Origin of the sequence: Chromobacterium fluminis (genome assembly GCF_011602385.1) — a bacterium.
In the GTDB taxonomy this organism is placed as follows: Bacteria; Pseudomonadota; Gammaproteobacteria; order Burkholderiales; family Chromobacteriaceae; genus Chromobacterium; species Chromobacterium fluminis.
Genome location: NZ_JAAOMA010000031.1, coordinates 46712 through 64492, shown reverse-complemented (window position 1 = coordinate 64492; position 17781 = coordinate 46712). Strand labels below are relative to the sequence as shown.

The 17781-nt window shown below is 52.4% G+C and carries 11 protein-coding genes and 4 pseudogenes; 6 read left to right on the top strand and 9 right to left on the bottom strand.

Annotation, left to right across the window (positions count from 1 at the left end; translation table 11 throughout):
* Positions 1 to 363 precede the first annotated feature (363 nt).
* The 4 genes from HA052_RS18925 to HA052_RS18910 are packed head-to-tail and all read left to right on the top strand — an operon-like array spanning position 364 to position 5910.
* The gene (locus HA052_RS18925) at positions 364 to 1581 is read left to right on the top strand and encodes a tyrosine-type recombinase/integrase (RefSeq protein WP_166453101.1); all 1218 of its coding nucleotides are present in this window, start codon (positions 364 to 366) and stop codon (positions 1579 to 1581) included.
* A 9-nt stretch (positions 1582 to 1590) separates the two neighbouring features.
* A complete protein-coding gene (locus tag HA052_RS18920; RefSeq protein ID WP_166453100.1) occupies positions 1591 to 3111 on the top strand; it encodes a site-specific integrase in 1521 nt (506 codons plus the stop codon).
* Positions 3108 to 5444 carry a hypothetical protein gene (locus tag HA052_RS18915; protein WP_166453099.1) on the top strand — a complete coding sequence of 779 codons (2337 nt, stop codon included), beginning with the start codon at positions 3108 to 3110 and terminating at the stop codon, positions 5442 to 5444. The genes HA052_RS18920 and HA052_RS18915 overlap by 4 nt, the downstream gene beginning before the upstream one ends.
* A complete protein-coding gene (locus HA052_RS18910; protein WP_166453098.1) occupies positions 5437 to 5910 on the top strand; it encodes a hypothetical protein in 474 nt (157 codons plus the stop codon). The genes HA052_RS18915 and HA052_RS18910 overlap by 8 nt, the downstream gene beginning before the upstream one ends.
* A 755-nt stretch (positions 5911 to 6665) precedes the next feature.
* Here HA052_RS18910 and HA052_RS18905 read toward each other — a convergent pair.
* The 4 genes from HA052_RS18905 to HA052_RS18895 form a co-directional block, all read right to left on the bottom strand.
* A complete protein-coding gene (locus tag HA052_RS18905; protein ID WP_166453097.1) occupies positions 6666 to 6935 on the bottom strand; it encodes a CopG family ribbon-helix-helix protein in 270 nt (89 codons plus the stop codon).
* 217 nt (positions 6936 to 7152) lie between these two features.
* A complete protein-coding gene (locus HA052_RS18900; RefSeq protein ID WP_166453096.1) occupies positions 7153 to 7932 on the bottom strand; it encodes a hypothetical protein in 780 nt (259 codons plus the stop codon).
* 357 nt (positions 7933 to 8289) lie between these two features.
* Positions 8290 to 8742: a type II CBASS E2 protein gene (locus tag HA052_RS28395; RefSeq protein ID WP_501037521.1), complete on the bottom strand. Its 453-nt coding sequence runs from the start codon at positions 8740 to 8742 to the stop codon at positions 8290 to 8292.
* A 91-nt stretch (positions 8743 to 8833) separates the two neighbouring features.
* Positions 8834 to 10090 carry a nucleotidyltransferase domain-containing protein gene (locus HA052_RS18895; RefSeq protein WP_166453095.1) on the bottom strand — a complete coding sequence of 419 codons (1257 nt, stop codon included), beginning with the start codon at positions 10088 to 10090 and terminating at the stop codon, positions 8834 to 8836.
* A gap of 138 nt (positions 10091 to 10228) precedes the next feature.
* Here HA052_RS18895 and HA052_RS18890 point away from each other — a divergent pair, with 138 nt between their 5' ends.
* Positions 10229 to 11167 (top strand): WYL domain-containing protein, encoded by a 939-nt coding sequence (locus HA052_RS18890; protein WP_166453094.1) that lies wholly within the window; start codon positions 10229 to 10231, stop codon positions 11165 to 11167.
* A gap of 29 nt (positions 11168 to 11196) precedes the next feature.
* Here the strand turns inward: HA052_RS18890 and HA052_RS28365 are convergent.
* A pseudogene (locus HA052_RS28365) lies at positions 11197 to 11361 on the bottom strand (integrase core domain-containing protein); the annotation flags it as partial.
* A gap of 81 nt (positions 11362 to 11442) precedes the next feature.
* On the opposite strand from HA052_RS28365, the pseudogene HA052_RS18880 reads away from it, so the two are divergent.
* Positions 11443 to 12605 (top strand): annotated as a pseudogene (locus HA052_RS18880) (IS110 family RNA-guided transposase).
* Between the two features lie 217 nt (positions 12606 to 12822).
* Here HA052_RS18880 and HA052_RS18875 read toward each other — a convergent pair.
* The 4 genes and pseudogenes from HA052_RS18875 to HA052_RS27725 form a co-directional block, all read right to left on the bottom strand.
* Positions 12823 to 13149: pseudogene (locus HA052_RS18875) on the bottom strand (DDE-type integrase/transposase/recombinase); the annotation flags it as partial.
* A gap of 336 nt (positions 13150 to 13485) precedes the next feature.
* The gene (locus HA052_RS18870) at positions 13486 to 16230 is read right to left on the bottom strand and encodes an RHS repeat-associated core domain-containing protein (RefSeq protein WP_166453093.1); all 2745 of its coding nucleotides are present in this window, start codon (positions 16228 to 16230) and stop codon (positions 13486 to 13488) included.
* A 592-nt stretch (positions 16231 to 16822) separates the two neighbouring features.
* Positions 16823 to 17140, bottom strand: a complete 318-nt coding sequence (locus tag HA052_RS18865; protein WP_166453092.1) for a VapA/VapB family virulence-associated protein — start codon at positions 17138 to 17140, stop codon at positions 16823 to 16825.
* A gap of 293 nt (positions 17141 to 17433) precedes the next feature.
* Positions 17434 to 17750 (bottom strand): annotated as a pseudogene (locus HA052_RS27725) (transposase); the annotation flags it as partial.
* Positions 17751 to 17781: the final 31 nt, after the last annotated feature.

Here is a 17781-nt window from a genome sequence, read left to right as displayed (position 1 = left end):
AGATTTGACATAATATACATTATGCGAAGAACTGGTAAGTTTTTGTGTGTTGCGCAATTCTTGGATTTTCTGTGATTTTTACTGCAACACTTTACTGAACATCTAGTAGGTTTTTATCTATTCATGTTGCACACCTTACAGACTGAGTGAGTGTGTACAGGCGCAGGTGCATCATCCCAGTACGGCTTCATCCGCACTTTCCCTACCGATGTCCACAGTCCAGCTCTCATCAACTTGGCATCCGACGCTTGCCACTCTCAGCACATCTGGCTTGACAAGTCATTTGGCATTGCGAGAGTCTGGGCAGCTCTTTACACTAGGCATGGACGTTGACGTCTGCCGTATCAACAGCTGGGATTTGATTTGTTCACAGAGCTTTGGGATGCCGGGCTGCCGCGCTCGCTGCGCTCGGCACTGCTAGTCGATCAATGCAACTTGCCACGTTATTGGTCCACCATATGGTCGGTGATGAACCTGAACGCTCTCGCGGATACGACCCGCGTCAAAAAGTTGCGTCATATCGAGCGCTTGTATTGCCATGCTGACCAGCTTCGCGGCCCTGGAGCCTTGGATGACGCCCTAGGTGCTATCGATCACATGGCACTGGCTGAAATCCTAGAGTCTTGGTTTGTTACCATTAATAACCAGCCTGAGATCACCGGGGCGGACGAACTGCTTTGGAAGACCGGATTGGAGTTCATAGTCAATACGACTACCTGGCTGTCCAAGAGCCAACCGGCTAACAGGAAACTGCCCGCGATTGAGCAGCGACTGCATCAACTCAATTTGCTTTACAGCCAGTTACGCATCAGGCCAAGGCGAAGTGTCGAGGCGGTTCGGTCTCTGCCGGCATCGGTCGTGCAAACGTTATATGAGGCCCTAGACCCGGAGTCATCCCAAAATCCGTTCAAGCAAGCGAGGACTCGCTGGCGGGTCTATGTGATTTTCATCCTGATGCTGCATCAAGGCCTACGTCGTGGTGAAGTACTGCTATTAGCCACCGACAGCGTCAAATCCGCATTTGATCGCAAACAAGGTAGGCAGCGACATTGGCTGAACGTCCAAGGAAACCCTTATGACGAAGAAGTCGTCGATACCCGCCATTCACGCCCCAGCATCAAAACTGAGACCTCCATCCGGCAGATTCCAGTAAGCGATGTGGTCGCCGGTATCGTCCAAACCTATACCGAAAATTTTCGTGGCAAGCCCGAGCATCCTTTCTTGCTGAATTCACAGCTGGACAGCCCACTCTCGACCGAATCCATTAGCAAGGCATTTTCGGCAATTACCCAAGCCTTGCCGGCGGCCGTCTTAAAAGAGCTAGAGGATCGAACGGGTAAGTCTTCGGTGTCGCCGCACGATCTGCGTCACACCTGTGCAGTGCTCCGACTGAATCAGCTTCTCGCCCAAGAGGACCCGATGGATGTCGCTCTCGCCAAGCTGCGAACCTTCTTTGGCTGGTCGAAAGCTTCGGACATGCCCGCACGCTATGCGCGCGCCGTGTTCGAAGATCGCCTGGCCAAAGTTTGGAACGACGTCTTTGATGATCGCGTCGAGTTGCTACGAGCGATTCCTAAATAAGCCTTGGCAATGCAAACACACCCTTTTATCCCTATTGCGCAACCAGATCCCGACGTTTTAGCGGAAGTGGTCAAGCAGTTGCCTCACCTTCCCTCTTCGCTGCGCTATTACGATGAGCTTGAGGATATAGTACGCTCGATTCCCCAGCCTGAAAGCAGTATGCGGTTTGAGATCATTGCTCAAGGCCGACAGTCAGGTGTCGATTTTTCTTCTTATGATTCCGTGCACGCATTGTTGTTGAAGCATGTCTTTGCCTTCCTATTGGGGCAAGATCTGAGCCCATTAACTGTTCTGATGTATTTCGGTGGAGCTCAGCATCTATTGCGGCAAAACCTAGAGGCATTGGTAGCTAGCGGCCCAACCGGCGCAGGCTTGATGTGGACAGTACTGCAAGCACGAGAAATGCCCGCATCGGCCTTTCTCCTGGCTAAGTCACTATTGAGACTACTTGCAGCCCATCGATTGCAAGGTTGGTCAAATGACTATGCAGGCTTCTTAGGCCATGCCCTCCCCTTACCGGCAAAAGATAAGTACGCCAGCGTACGTTCAGGCAATGCCTTTCTGTTGGCAGAGGAAGAAGCGTTGATCGTTCGTTACTTGGACCAAATGGCCGAGACGCTGAAGCTGACGCCAACTCGGGTCGACACGCCAACCTTGTGCGATATCGGCATGCTACTGTGTGCCTATCAGTTTGCGATGCGTCCGATTCAGATTGCGATGGTCAAGCTGCGGGATGTGCGCGTGTGGAACGATGATCCGGCCTCCTCATCTGTGCACCTCACTTTCTACATGGCGAAGCAGAAGAGCGCATCAAAGACCACCCCTATGACGCGCAAGGTGAAACGCGAATGGTCGGTTTTGATCAGGGAGCTTTACATGCGGCGCAGGCAAGAAGGAGGAAGTGGGAAAGACCCGCTATTTGACGCGTTTAAGCAGCCTCCTGGACCCCGCATCGCCGCCGTGCTTGAAAAGATCCTGCCAGAAAGGGCCGTCGCCACGGATCTTCGTCATACGGCGGCCCAGCGCTTGGTCGATGCGGGAGCCAGTCAGGAGGAGCTTGCAGAGTTCATGGGACACACCGATATTACCACCGGCCTGGTGTATTACCGATCATCTGCCAACCAAGCAGAACTGGTGAACAAGGCGCTTGGCCTGTCTGACATCTATGCCAAGGTAGCAAGAATTGCCCACGACAAGTTCATCAGTCCCGATGAATTGGCCGAGCTGAAAGATGAGCAGCAGATCGCAGGTGTTCCGCACGGTATCCCAATTGCCGGTATCGGTGGCTGTTCTAGTGGACAACCCCTGTGTCCGTCAAACCCTATCCTGGCCTGCTATGGCTGCCACAAATTCATGCCGATTGATGAAATTCGCATCCATGAACAGGTGCTTTCCGATTTTCGAGGTATCGTGGGGTTCTTTCACGAATCGTCGCGCGGAGACAAAGACTCACCAGCGTATCTGCAGCTCCAGCGAACAATCTCATCGGTCCAGGCGGTTATCGACGAGTTGCAGGGGGTGACCCAATGAATGGGCATTACTCGACATTCATCGAACTCGGCCGCCGGCTGGCTGAGGATCGGGGTATTCAATGGGACATGCCCACGGACGCAAAGGGTGCTGTCGCCCCCGAGTCCCTTTGGAATCTGAACAAACTGATCGATGACGACCACCCGCCTTACATGTATCTGCGTAACTTTGGATGTGACGCAAGGGCACTCAAAGCACTCAATGAACATCGAGCTAATTTGGGCGCAACAGAGCTGGAGTCCTTCGTGTTGTCTGCAACATGGCAGAACCTGATTAAAGCAGCGACTACTATTCAGCTCTTTTCCAAGCGAAATACGGTTTCCCACGTTGCACAGAATGTCATTCGTCCTTTGCGTGTCATTGCTACCTGCTCACAAAACAAGGCTCCATGGGCTCTAGTCAATGATGACGTAAGAATCGCAGTTCAAATCAGTAAAGAAGCTCAAGCTTCCGGCAAGCTAGGCGACCAGGTTGCAGGCATCGTAAAAACGGTTCTAGATGTCTACCACCTCACCGAGGCAGGACCACTCTACCCTGCCCTGGCTGACCAAAGAATCAAGGTCGGGCAAACAAGGAAAGCACGCTTCCTTAAGTCCGAGGATGAGCTCCGTCACGATCTAGAAGATCGAAAGCGTTCAGAGCGTTTGCCGGAGCGTCGAGCATTCTGGGAGCTTATTCGAATTGTCATGACCGAGCAGCCAAAGAGCTTTATCGATGAACTTCGCTTTATCGGCATCAAAACGTTGATTACCACCGGGTTTCGCGTCGGTGAAGCTAGCTTGTTGCCACTGGATTGGGAGCGGCGTCGAGAATATTGCGACAGAGCTGGCCAGCCTGCAGGGAGTCAAGGAGGTATCTCCAGCTCGCTGATGATCCGTCACTTTGCAGAGAAACAACAAGCGGCGGAAAGTGACAGCCATATCTTGGTTGAGGCTACGCAGTACGTTCCGCAGATGTTTGAAGAGTTGTTGGTCGAGTTGCTCAATCGCGCGGCCGAGCTCACCTCGCCTTTGCGCGAAACTTTGCGCTTGCAGGTAGAAACTGGCCGGTTGTTGCCCTGGTTTCGGAGCGATGAAGTGGTCCCGGTAATCCGGTTGTATCCATATCTAACAGGGAATCCGTTCTGGCTCGAACTCGACAAAGAGCTTCGCACTGAGTGGACGAATCGATACAAAGGCGGGTTCAACAGTGCTGTGCTGCATGAGCTACAGCTGTTCCAAGAGCAAAAATACCGTGATCTTCCAGGAAACTTGAGCAACGCCACCTATTTGTTTTTTAACCGGCTTGGTCTTATCACGGAAACGAATGATCATACCATTGTCTATCGGCGAGCAGACGGTTCGGCTATTCCAGTCGATGCCCGGATGCGCTGGAGCGAGAACTGCCTGCATGTCGGAGAGCTAGAGGCCTATATTCGAGCCCGCACGCCGAGCAAGGTTTCCGATATGGCCCCCTTTAATATGGAGAATGGCGTGCTGCAACCTTGGGAGCTATTGCTTCTGAATCCTAAGCGCTCCTTGGCCGAAGAACGCAACGGCAGCATCTGCGACGTCACCCGTTACATGTCGATCAATGTCCCGGATAGCAATCTGATTGGTGATGCCCTGGGCGTGCGTACTTCTTCCAACTCGCTGTTCGCCAAATATGGCGAAACAGAGCAAGATCGGGGTTTGACGATGACCCCACACATGCTGCGCCACTTACAGAACGCCGAGCTTTTCCGCCTCGGTGTCGCAGATACCATCATCTCCAAGCGCTTCAACCGGCGTAGCGTTGCCCAAAGTTACGAGTACGACCACCGGAGCCTGGCAGAAGAGTTGGAGCAGGTTGAAATCCCTGAGGACATTGAGTTCGCCTTAGGCGAGAAAGCGACCACCGTTGCCAAAATGATCAGCTTGGGGAAAGCTCACGGGCCGATTGTAGATTCTTTCAAGCGGATTCAGGCAGCCGAGGGAGATGCTGCAGCATTCGAATATCTCAAAGCTGAAGCTGATGGGTTCCATGCCACGCCATATGGACATTGCCTAAATAGCTTCACCGTCGATCCGTGTTCTAAGCATTTGGAGTGTTTTTCTGGTTGTCGCCACCTTTCTGCCACCAACTTGCCTGAGCAACGAGCTGCATTGATTCGTCTAGAGGGAAAACTGTCATCTGCGCTGGAGCTTGCTCAGGCCCGCCCATCAAAGAGCATCGGCAGGAAAAATCAGATTGCCCATGCGACCGATCGCTTGCAAGGGGTAAGGAAAATTCTCTCCGCCCAGAGTGGCGAACATCCCTTCCCGGATGGGCCCGATCTTTCAAAAACCAATAAGTCAGGGGTGATGGATGCCTAAAGAAAATACCGTACCAGCATTTGAGGATGCCGAGATGAAGCAGATCTTGGAAGACCTGTTGGCGAACGATGAGCCCATTACTGCCCGAGCTATCGCCCGTCTCCACTCCAAGGTAAATGCAGCGTCTTCGATTACCAGGCACCCTGGCCGCTCCAAGTTGCTAGCGCACTATCAGGAACGTCAGGAGCAGTATCGGCGCTGGAGTGGAAAAACATCCAAGCAATCTAAGGCCGTTACCTCTGCTGCATTGGCTGACAAAGACATGCGAATCGCCGAGCTTGAACAACAAGTAGCTCTTTTAACGGCGTCACATGTCGCAATGATTCGTGCGGTTGGGGAACTGGGCGGGTTTAGTAAATGGGCTCAATTCTTTGCCAATTATCGCGAATCCCGAATTGAACTGGAACGGCTAGGTGCTCTTCCTCTCGCCGAGGTGACTCAGCTTACTCCGCCGACAAGGAATTAGGTTGATGGCCTAGCATCTGGTCGAACCTACTCGATCAATCAGCTTCTTGTCCATGAGTTAGGTTTAGTCTAACTCCTCTTGCGATCGAAACCAGATAGCTTTATTGTTCCCTCCAACAACGCCACCTGTTCAAACGGAGATACGCTTCGGCCTATCAATGTACTGGTGGCTTTTCTATTTCCGCGATTCTTCCCTCGGCACTTGCAATCCACTCCATTATGCCGAAAGTATGTTTCTGTGGCTGCTCCATTCGAACATGCTCTTGCTGTTATCGACACCTTGAAATTTCTCGAACGGCTTGTCCGCCAGCAGCCACCAATCACAACCGAGGATCCCCAAGCACAAGCAGCAACACTGTTATGGCCCTCCCCCTCGGCATGGAATATTCGAATAGCGGTAGAAGACAAAACCCAGCTTGACATACAAGTACTTTTCCAAGAAGAGTTTCCTGAAAAATTTTAAAGGTGATGGGAGCTCGCTTTTCTGCATATTGGTGGGCTCTCAGTGACAGTCAATACGTATTGACTGCACCCTACCAAGTACAACTGCGGAGTGTGTATCTTGGAGCCGGCCATATGTTGCAGGCACTTATAGCACCTGGCCACTCACGGTGCCGGCCAAAACTGGCCGTATTTCCTATGAAGGCTTGTCCCGTCGCTACAGTTCATAAGTATTGATGGACTACGAAACATAGGAGTCGCCTTTCGCAGCTCGAATTCGATCGAGGAACGCCTTGCTTGTCCACTTCAGTTGCATCAACGTGGCACCGGCAACGGGTTGTCGGTACCAAGGCTATCCGCCCAAGCCTGTACCGCCTGGTGGTAGATCACATTGCCAGCCTCTACCTCGGCCAAGGCTTCGCGGGTTAGTTGGTTGCGGACCTCTTCCTGGGCAATCCATGCCGACAGCGCCTGCTTGATGATCCAGCCACGCGATCTCTCCAAACGATCGGCCATTTGGTCCACCTTCTCGGCCTGCGGAAGGGGAACATGGGCGGTAATAACTTTGGTTCCATTTTTAGCCATTTTTAAATTTTCTTTCCTACTGTCCGGGCGGCTCTTGGGCTAGTGGCGCAGGTACGATCAGCGTACGACCCCTCATAATCTGGTGGCTTCACACTTTCGGCCTGTCGTTCCAGAAGTGCCAGCCATAACCGATCACATCACGCAGCAAACGGCTAGCGGCCCCACGCCCGCCTGACAACGAAGCACTACAGAGAAGCTGGGGCGATTAAATGGCCAACTAAGGTGTCAGGGAGACCTTGATATCCTCCCACTCCTGGGATAGCGAGGGGTTGAGACGGTCGAAAATTCTAGTCGATAGCACGATGCTGGCGCTCAATTTTGACGCCTCGTAGGTAGAAAATGCTTCCAAAATTTGAGCATCCAAAACATGTGATGCCGGATTGGATAGGAAAGCTCTATGCAACTCCCGGAAGATATTTTCCGACCGAATGCGCAACCATTCCATGCGCAGCCAGCGGGAGATAACCTGCTCACTGAATACAGCCTGCGCAGCAGCCGAGATTAAGCCAAGGTCAGTATCTCTGTTGAAAATGAGAATAAGCCATATGGCAATGTAAACTCCACTCACAAGTCGCACTATCTTCACCATCTCAAGGGCAATTGCCTTCGTAAAATGTGTATTTTCCAGGACATTAAGCCCCATTTTCCGGATTAGAATGGACTCATTATTGTTGTAGTAGCCAATGGTACGCTCATGAGTAAGGTTGACATTGAGCGCATTGGAAAGAAAATCCTCTCGGCGCTTGTCTTCTGCGCGGGGGGAAAAATAAAGACGGCTAACCTGTCCAACCACAAAAAGGCCTAGGACGAGCAAAACAAAAGCTCCCTGAATTAGATTGTAGCCGCGTGGGAAGCTGGTTTTTTCAACTACAACAACAATGATCGATAGAATCGCGGCCCCGCCAAAAATCCAGCTTCCGAGCACCTCCGTACGTTCCAAGGGCCCGAAATATTTTTCCCGGATAGGGTCTAGTCGTTGAGCTTGTGGGTTAGTCATAAGTAGGGAACGTGCCTCCAAAAACTTGGTACCAGTATTTAATGGTAGTTGGGTGATCGTTCTTGTAGCCATAGGTGTGATACCGCGCGGTCCCAGTGAGGTCGCGAGCGGTTACAAAGCGCTTCATCACTTCTTGCCGATCAGATTGACTTAGGTAGTCCCCACTTATTGGTGTATTTCGGCATGCTGCTGGAATGATTCGACGACTAAGAGTGGAATTTTCTCCCAAGTAGTTCGATAAGGTGGTTCCGTCGGGAGCTGGCAATCGTCCGATGGATCCAACTGAGATTGATCTCGTTAAAAAACTGGTTGAAAGCTGCCTGCACGGTATAGGGCATGTTGAACCCTGATGAATTATTAGGTTTTGTTTCTGTGCTGCTCTATGCTGCTGTAGCGTGGACACGACTGATCAACCTGTCCGAAGTTTGTCTTTCTAGCTCGCGAATCCCTACGGTTCTTTCTTGGTGCGGGGTGGTCGCCGCCGCCATTCCATACACCGGTTGCGAGCCAATCTTCAAAGTACCACAGCCATTGTGTGGTCCAAGCAAGATACGTTTCAGCTAATCGCATCTGCGGTGACCACTCCCGTTTTTTTGGGTTCCATAGGCACAGGTGAATGCCAGATCCCTTCCCTGGATAAATGTGGGGTATCGGCGCATCACCTGCCAATGCGATCAAATCCGGTCTCAGCACATACATTTCCGGCGCGATTGCTCCTGGCTTTATGCGCAATTCACACTCGTAGGTCCGACTGTATTCGCTTGGCGTCAAATAAAACCTGTAATGCAATCCGCGGCCTGACAGGAACATCAGACTTGCTCCCCCAAGTTGGAGGTTACGAAGCTCCATCACCCGCTCGGGTAGTGTTGGAATCGAAATGAACGGATGCTTGCACATGGTGTCACCCCCCGAAAAACGTGTGCGGGCGGGCTGCAATACTGATGGGCATGGCTGCCGGCGAGGCGAGCAAGATGGCTCGCCCGGCCTGTCGGCTACTTTCTTGACGGCCTATTTCCATTTGCTGGACTGCGGCGAACCCTTTGGGCCCGAACGCAACTTGAACGGCCTTGAGCAGCAAGTCCATCCCTTGGTGGTTTTCAATCACGTCAAGGATACGTTTGAGATCCTCCAATAAGCGGCGGTGCCACTCGAAGAACGCAGCTTGTCGCGATGAATTGTTCATGCTGGCAGCGAGGTTGTCAGTCGGGGCTGACGGATTGGGTAATTCCCACTCCTCGGATCCATCTGGCAATCTGCGGCGCACGAAGTGCAATGGCATGCGTTCAACAATGTCGAAAAGCAACTCTAGCGGGCTGGCGTGTGGCAAGGGGGCCTCAGTCGTGTAGGCTATCGCAGCCAGAGTCGTTAGAAAGACCGATGTCGGAGCTAGATCCTTGTCCTTTATGCTTCCAAAGGCAACATTTCTGTGTAGCTTAAGAAGCTGAACCAGCCGACACAGCAGTCTGCCGAAGACTTCCTGTGCATCAGGCAGTGGAACGACGTCTGCGCGTTTTGCAGAATCAAAGGCCTTCGTGGAAATCTCCGAGAGATGAAAGTTCGGAGAAATCATCGCGGCAAGATCAAAGTGTTTTGCGTACCCACGAGGATTTGTCGAGTTGAAAAGCCGTCGTTCACGGTCGGGGATCAGACCGTGCGTCTCCCCATAAGGACCGTAGAGCAGCGGTGCGTCGATGACAGGGGCAATGTCAGCACACATCCCCCCTGCGTACTCTAGGGTGGCACATCGCTCCCAACGATGTAACCGTAAACCGTGCGCGGAAGCATATCGAGAGAGAGCACTATGTAGATGGTCAAGTAGAAGTGCGGCCCCCCGATCACCTTCGTACTTGCGCCACGCACTCGGGGCAAGTCGTGCGATCAGGTCAATATCGAAACCTTCGCGGGAGCCGTCTAGTGGCCGAACAATCGTCCCGAGTCGGCGCGAACCATGAGAATGGATCTGGACCAGCTGCCCGCTGAGCTCAGGGCATTCAGAAAGAAAGTCACCCGTGCTGTTATAGGAACGCTCAAGTGCCGCCAACTGTGACTCCGTGGGCTCGTGCGCCTGCGCAATTGCATCGACTAGGTGAAAGAAGCGCACAGACGATTGTGTGGAGGCCCTGCGTTGAGGAAGGGGCTTAACTAGTTCGCGGATCATTGCAGTTCCTTACAAAGAGGCCATCTCTACCCATCTAGTCGAGATCTTAATGTCACACTAAAGATCATATTACATAATCATTTTGGTTACGTAAAGCGATATTTTTCAATTTGTCATGTTTTAAAGTATCATTGCTACATGAATACCTCAGCCATTGTTCGGGACCAAGTCCTCTCTGCCTTGCCTCAAGCCCAGCGAGAACGGCTTGCTTATATCGATTTCAGACTCTATTTCCTCGGCGAACTTCGACGAGCTGACGTTGCGGACCGATTCGGCACAGGACCTGCGGCCGCTACGCGGGACATCGCGCAATATCGCGATATAGCATCGGAAAACCTAGAATTAGACAATTCAGATAAGGCATATCGCCCAACGGAAGAGTTCGTTCCGCTGTTCGACCACGCGCCACAACGAGTACTGACGGCCCTCTCAAGCGGGTTTGGCGAAGGCATTGGCGAAGAGCTGGGCTCCATGGTGCGATGCGAATTTCCCATTGAGCTAACAACACCTCAGATGTCAACCCTTGCCCCCATTACGCGAGCAATTCACCGCGGAAAAGCCTTGCGCACAACATATACGTCCATTGAAAGCGGATGTACTGAACGGGAGATTGTGCCTATCGCGCTTGTGAACAATGGCAGTCGCTGGCACGTTCGAGCTTACGACCGGCGACGCAATGGATTTCGCGACTTCGTCCTTACCAGGGTGGAAACTCCCGTCCTCCTCGAGAACAGCCCAATATTAGAAAAAGAAAAGGTTGATCAAGACGTTCAATGGAACCGGATTATTGAACTAGAGCTTGTCCCCCATCCCAGGCACCCACGGCATGAGGTGGTGATGATGGACTACGGCATGCCCGACGGCGTTCTGCGAGTAAAGGTGCGTGCAGCCAACGCTGGGTACTTGTTGCGCCGCTGGACTATCGATTGCTCACCTGACCATCGTTTGGAAGGCATTGAATTTGCGCTGTGGCTAAGAGATCCTCTATCGCTCTATGGCGCGAGCAGTGCTCATTTAGCTCCTGGATATGTGGACCCGAAGAGCGATGCTAAAATCACGTCAATCACAGCCATGTAGTTTTGAAACGCCGTTCCAGTTCTTGGCTAGAGCAGGCTGGTGAACCAGTGTTCGTTCAGGCACTCGTCCCGGAAGCGCCCGTTAAATGATTCGATGTAAGCGTTCTGATTCGGCATGCCTGGCTCGATTAAAAAGAGCTGCACCCCACGGGCGTGTGCCCAGGTCAACATCGCGCGGCTGCAGAATTCCTTGCCGTAGTACCTGCAGAATAGTGGTCAACCATCGTCAAGATCCACATCCTTTCCGAGCGACTTGAACCGATGGAGGAGCTTGAGATGGCTGACCCAATCCATGATGTGCGCCCGCAAACCTGGGTGGCAATTGATATCGCCAAACAATTTCATGCAGTATTGATTGAAACCTCGCAAGGCCGACGCCAGCGCTTCAAGATGGCTTCGACAGCCTGTGAGCATGATCGACTCATTGCGTTGCTATCCTCATTGCCGCAGCCGTGCCGCATTGCCTTCGAACCGACTGGTAATTTCCACCGGACATTAGCATGGCGCTTGCTAGCTGCCGGCTTTGACGTGGCAACCGTTTCGACGGTGGCTGCCGCCCGCTATCGGGAAGCGCGTTTCAACTCTTGGGATAAGAATGACCCTAAAGATGCTCAAGTCATTCTGGAAATGCTCAAACAGGGCCTGACGCAGTTTTACCATGAGCCCTTGCTGACGGGATGCCATGACTTGCAGGAGCTGTCCAAGACCTATCGCCAGGTCGCCTTGGCCCGCAAGCGGCTGGCCGATACGCTGCTGAATCACTACCGGCCTCTCTACTTTCCCGAAATGGCGCGTTATTGGGAAGCGACGCGCGCCGAATGGTTCATTGCCTTTCTGCAACGATTTCCCACGCCAGGGGCCATTCTGACGTTGAATGAAAGCGAATTTGTGCAAGCCGCAGGGCCATTGCTGGGCCGCAAGGTGAACAAGACGGGAAAGGGCACTGCGTCGGACTTTGGAACAGTAGGCGCAGGTCCTTCTCCAGGACCGCTGGGAATTTCGTTGCCTGTCGTCTCTGCCTTGCGTCGCAACCATCTTGGCCCTGATTATTCTGGCTGAGGTTGGGGATATCCGTCGTTTTGGCCACCACCGACAGTTCCTCAAATATTGTGGCCTGGACTTAGCGAAGTCCCAGTCGGGGCAGTCGAAAGGAAAGGAGCGGCTTTCCAAGCGGGGCAATGCGCGCCTGCGTTACGCTTTCTGGATGGCGGCTTTAGTGGCGGTACGTATGACCGAGAACTCGTTCCGGGGCAAGTATGAACGCTATCTTGCATCGGCACCCCATGACGCGGATCGGAAACGGATGGCGCTGACCGCCGTTGCCGCCAAAATGGCGAGGGTGGCTTATGGACCACATGTATCAAGGCTATTTCGAACACGCTTTACCCGGTGGATCGACCTCTCTCGCGCTGGCCATTGAGGCAACTATGACCTCGTAGATAATGCTTGGGCCTTCCACCGGGACTTCTATGCTGTTTTAGGTTAGGTCAGGGCCAGCCGCTGGCTGGATCCTATGTTTATTATGGTCAGCGGGATTCCCGTCAAAGGGTGGAAGCACGGGGGGGCACTGTGTGCGTCGAAAAGTGTTTTTACAGACGATTGCTCGTCTGAGGATCAGTGTTGCCTAACGATGGACAAACCACTTGGAGTTAGTACGTTATCGGTTCGGATGGCTTTGGGCAAGCCACGTGTCTTAGCCAGTTGGTCGAGGAGGCGGGTCAGATGCAGACCTCCCATCGCACCTTCCGGAACAATGGCGACTGCCTCATGCGTGGCATCATCGACTACCGTGAGACTCTTGATGACACGCCTCTCCGCCGTCCGGTCGAACACAAAGTCCATCGACCAGACCTGATTGGCGGCCAAAGGACGGGCCAGTGGGTGACGGTCGGCCACAGGGATTTTCTTGCGCTTACGCCTGCGAATTTGCAGACCCGCCTCGGCATAGAGCCGGTCTACCCGCTTGTGATTGACCCTTTGCCCACGAGGTGGCGCACCAGCTCCCGCCGTGACGGTGCGCTTACTTCTTTTTTCTCAGGGCTTCTTTGGCAATCTCGTTTTGGCCAGCGTTGCCGAGGACGCAGCGCACCCTCACGGACCATCAGGAGACGACGCCACGATATGAGCAAAATAACTGTAATTGCCACTACGCCCAGTGGCTAAGTGTTGTCGAAGATACTGACCGCAGCCGGCAAGCTGACAACGCCAAGCAGCGGTAAGAGCAACCTCTTGCCTCGCTGATATATACGCATTACGCTTTGCTCAAGCTGACTTTCTCATTGATCCGCCTACGATTATCGACAGGTTTTGTTAGCGACTCTAATACGCCTCACGAACACTCTCTATCATTAATTGAAGCAATAGGCGCGATGGATCCGACTCTCCAACCCCCAGGCTAAATGGGCCATGGTCTTCTGACTTTACCCCTATATATCCAGACAACACCCCCTCATTCTTACTTGCCTCAGGAAATGCCGCCCCCAGGGTGCTGATCATTGCTCTTGAAGCGCCTCTCCCCGCCCTCGCTATTGCCAAATACTCCGTAGAAAAAATAAGCTTTTCCGCCCCTGATTTAAGCTTGAACTCCAGCATTTTATTCTCGCCTTTATTATAATAATTCTCTGCTTGGCCCTTGTCACCAAAATGGTTTCTCACAGGAATTATACCAACGACTCCATCGCGTGTACTTTTTCCGCGAAATTCCTTAGCACTTACCCCTCCCCGTCTAATCAAACGCTCAGTGTCATCTTTCTTACCCTGACTCCAAGCCAAGATAGCGGCGGCCTCCTCGTTAGACATGGATCTAAACAAACTCAAACCTTTGCCACTCTCTAAATTAAGGTTGTCCAGTTTTTCTAACAGCGTCGAGCCAATGCCTCCCAATATATCCTCCAGCCTTCTTTCTTTTGTCTTTTTAGACTTGTCATTCCAAAATTTAGGGCTTGCTATTTCTATTTTTTGCTTTGAGTCAAGTTGGTCTATCCAATATTCTTTCGTAAGAAGGTCCTGCAGGTTATCCGGTAACTTAAGTGCACGATTCTTGGGTGTAGTGTTATCTTCGTTTTTGATCGAATTTTTGGGCATAAGTCCTTTTTTATCGACCAAAGATACTGGATTGTTTCTCGCCATTCTAAATAGGTTTAATCCATCTATAGTTCCCGCTGGATCCGGATTCAACCACCGCCCCAGCCACGGTTGGTAATAACGAAGCCCGTAGTAATACAAGCCGCTGGCATCACGTTCCTTTCCCGAATAACGCACCGCCTTGAATTTCACTTCGCATGCTGACTTGCCCGCGCGTATTGCCGTGCCGCCATACGCGTAATACTCTTCCTGCGTCAGCACATCGCCTTGGCTATCTAGTTCCAGTTGACTAGAACCCTGATGGTCGTCCAGGCTGTAACGCAGTTGCTGGTTGGCGATTTCCTTAGGCGGTTCCGACAACCAGTTCAGCAGCCGCACTTGGCTACGCCCCGCCACACCTATAGTCAGTACTTGTAGCCGCACCTGACCTGTCGTTCGTAGCTCCAATCCCGGCAGGTAAATCACATCCTGTTGCTGAACGATTTTTCCCTCGACCAATGAGTAGCTGGTCTTACGTACCCGCATGCCGTCTGCGCCATATAGGTAACGTTCTCGATCATGACCGATGGAACGGAAGGAGGTAATCACTTGGCGCAGTTGATTCAGACCATTCCATTGCAACACTTGGCCGGTATCCAACTGTTTCTGGTTGCCTGCCGCATCAAACAGGCTGCGCACTTGCTCTGGCAATAGCCCGGCACGGGAGGGAACGGCGTGATTACTACTCGCGGATACGGTGAAATGGCGGGTGTAACTGGCGGCACCCCGATGGGCGATGGAGGTCAGATTGCCACCGACATCATATTGATAAGTCCGGCTGTAGTTAACGTAGTTTGCGCTATCTTGTCGCGGGGAGGCGGGATCATCGGTAGGGTTGGGGGCGGCAGCGTGTTCTCGACCACTAGCGGCTATCAATTGATACAGAGAGTCGTAACGATAGATTTGGTCAGGCGCGACCTGTTGGTTCTTGAAGTAGCGCGCCGTTTCGGCATCGCTATGAATGGACAGGATGTTGCCAACTGAGTCGTAGCCATAGCGCAGCCGCTGCAGCAGCGTTTTGCGGCCGCCCTCCGCTGTCCGTGTGGTTTCGACTTCAAGCAGACGTTGAGTTTCCGCTTCGTAACGGTAGGAAGTAATCACACCGTTGCCCGCTTCTTCGCGTAGCTTCTGACCAGCGGCACTGTAACTGCTACTACGTAGCACTTCTCGTTCCAGACCACCATTGAGCTTCACCCAACTGGCTTTCAGCCTGCCAGTCACATCATAAGCAAAGCGCTGATGATGGCCACCAGCATCAGTTTGCATCAGTATCTGGCCATTCAAGTCATACTGCCACACTGTGGCATAACACTCGCGAGTCAGCGCCTGCTCCCACTCTGACTCGCATGCTCCTCGCCAATCGCTTTTGATCTCGAGAAGACGACGCTGTTGCCCCAGCAGGCTGCCACTCAGCGCGTAGCCTGACTGGCTGTTATCTAGCAGCCCCACGGTGTCGTAATGCCGGGTCAGCTGACCGCGCAGATTGTGCAGCTTGGCTTCGGTTTCAGCCTCACCATACACCCTACATTCGGCGATGGTTTCTGCCCCTGCGATGGTTTCCTGACGCGACGTGAGCCGCCCCAAAACATCATATAGATAGCGCTGGACAGTCCCTCGGGCATCGTGTTGCCACACCGGTCGGCCTTCGATGTCGCAGAACAGCCAACTTTCGCCGGCGTCCGTGCTTTGCGTATACAACACCTGACCGCTCAACGAAGAGTGATAACGGAAGTTGCAGGTCCCCGCCGCCTCTGCGAAAAAGCGTGCATCTTGGCTGCTAAGCAGGTGGCCTAGTGTGTGGAAGGCGTGCCGCTCGATGCGCTCTGTTGCAGCTTGATCAGCCTCGGCCCGATGGTAGCGCAACTGGCGGATAGTCTGACCCTGCGGGCCCAGCACTGTGAGGTCTGGTGTGTTCACACACAGATTAGGAGTAGTCGCCATGATGCTTTTCCTCAACTTCTGATACCTAACTGGGGAGGAGGCAATCTCTCCCTCTCCTTTTAAGCGGCTGTGCTTAGATTATACATGGGAGAGCGAGATCATTCTCCTCCTCCGATAGCCGAAACTAGGGGTAGCAATGCACTTGTCTATGACCGCCTTTGGCAGTTTTCACCAAGCGTTCCCGACCCAGCGGGTCATAAAAATGCTCTTCCGCATATCGGCAGGCTGCGATCGGCAACGTATTGCCAGCATTGATGAAGTAAGATTGGAAGGCCCTCATCACCTGGCCCTTGTTGTCGTGCTACACCCGTGCCGAGACTGCCCAATGATTGTTCGTTTTCCCCTCGACGGGCAAGATGAGGAAAATCTATGGTATGCGCCAGTTTGCAACTGGATTTGGTTGCGATGGGATTATGGAAGACACGAGATGAGTATTCGGAGCCGACAGAAGCACAAGTTCAAGGCAGCCACGAATTCAGCGTGAAGCTTGCCGGTGATTCAGAGTGAGTAGGATAAATGTTTGCAACCCACCCGCCAGGATTGATTTCGTGAGGGGTCCGCATCAATTCGTTGATAAGCGGATGGCAACTCCTCAGTTCCACATGCCAACTCCATCAAACTCAGTTTTATATGCTATTGAGTCGCCATTGAATGTTGCAATAATTTCTTTATTTTTATCTAAAAAATAAACTATTACAGACGTAGCCGATGTTTGTGCATGAAAAAAAATAGTGGCTTGAAGTGATTGGTCGGGGCCTTTCACCATAATACCGCCAGTCGACATGCATCCATCGGGTGGGCCGATGCCCGCGGAGTCACCAATGAAATGTTTTCCACTGGAAAGTAATACCTCGATTCTTTCCAAGTGAGGAAAGTGTCCAAATTGAATTGTTGCTTGGTAATAACTCATGACTTTGCTCCTTACTATGGCTTATAAATAATATTAGACCATGCTCACCACCACTAGCAAAAAAAGCGTAAATTTACTTAAGGTGAACTATTTTGTACCCCATCAGCTCAATCACGATATGCTGGTCATGTCGCCGCAGATATTCGATAGCGGTTTTTTATCTACCCCTTGCGCTGAATCCGGTGCTGGAGTCCATTCCGCTGAAGCAGAGCTTCTTACGCTTCGAACGGATAGCCATCGAAGACGTTATCGAAATGCTAACTGTCATACGCATTAAGCTTCTTTGTTTTCTACTCGCCTTCACCCCGCACTTTGATGCTGGTGCTGTCGATCTGCAGATGCAAACCCGTCGTGGTCGGCCGGCATGGAATCACCACTTGCAGTGACTGCTGTCGCTTGCTGACTGTGCTGTAGTCCAGCGTAGGCCAACCCACCCCGCCAAGCTGAACAGGCTTTGCTCCACGTCCACAGCTTGACGGAGCGCAAGGTTGAACAGGCATTTGATCGCCAGACAGACTTGAATGGCAGCATCGCTAAATCCTGGGGTACGCCCACGCTTGCCACACGAAGTACCGTGCCAGATCATTAACGATCCGCGCGCTTTGAGCGCTCCTTATTGAAGGAATACCTGCCATCCAATT

Excerpts from the sequence above, each read along its gene's own strand:
- HA052_RS18865 (WP_166453092.1), bottom strand. The coding sequence starts at position 17,140 with ATGAGTTATTACCAAGCAACAATTCAATTTGGACACTTTCCTCACTTG.
- HA052_RS18920 (WP_166453100.1), top strand. The coding sequence starts at position 1,591 with ATGCAAACACACCCTTTTATCCCTATTGCGCAACCAGATCCCGACGTT.
- HA052_RS18915 (WP_166453099.1), top strand. The coding sequence starts at position 3,108 with ATGAATGGGCATTACTCGACATTCATCGAACTCGGCCGCCGGCTGGCT.
- HA052_RS18895 (WP_166453095.1), bottom strand. The coding sequence starts at position 10,090 with ATGATCCGCGAACTAGTTAAGCCCCTTCCTCAACGCAGGGCCTCCACA.
- HA052_RS18890 (WP_166453094.1), top strand. The coding sequence starts at position 10,229 with ATGAATACCTCAGCCATTGTTCGGGACCAAGTCCTCTCTGCCTTGCCT.
- HA052_RS18870 (WP_166453093.1), bottom strand. The coding sequence starts at position 16,230 with ATGGCGACTACTCCTAATCTGTGTGTGAACACACCAGACCTCACAGTG.
- HA052_RS18910 (WP_166453098.1), top strand. The coding sequence starts at position 5,437 with ATGCCTAAAGAAAATACCGTACCAGCATTTGAGGATGCCGAGATGAAG.
- HA052_RS18905 (WP_166453097.1), bottom strand. The coding sequence starts at position 6,935 with ATGGCTAAAAATGGAACCAAAGTTATTACCGCCCATGTTCCCCTTCCG.
- HA052_RS28395 (WP_501037521.1), bottom strand. The coding sequence starts at position 8,742 with ATGTTCCTGTCAGGCCGCGGATTGCATTACAGGTTTTATTTGACGCCA.
- HA052_RS18900 (WP_166453096.1), bottom strand. The coding sequence starts at position 7,932 with ATGACTAACCCACAAGCTCAACGACTAGACCCTATCCGGGAAAAATAT.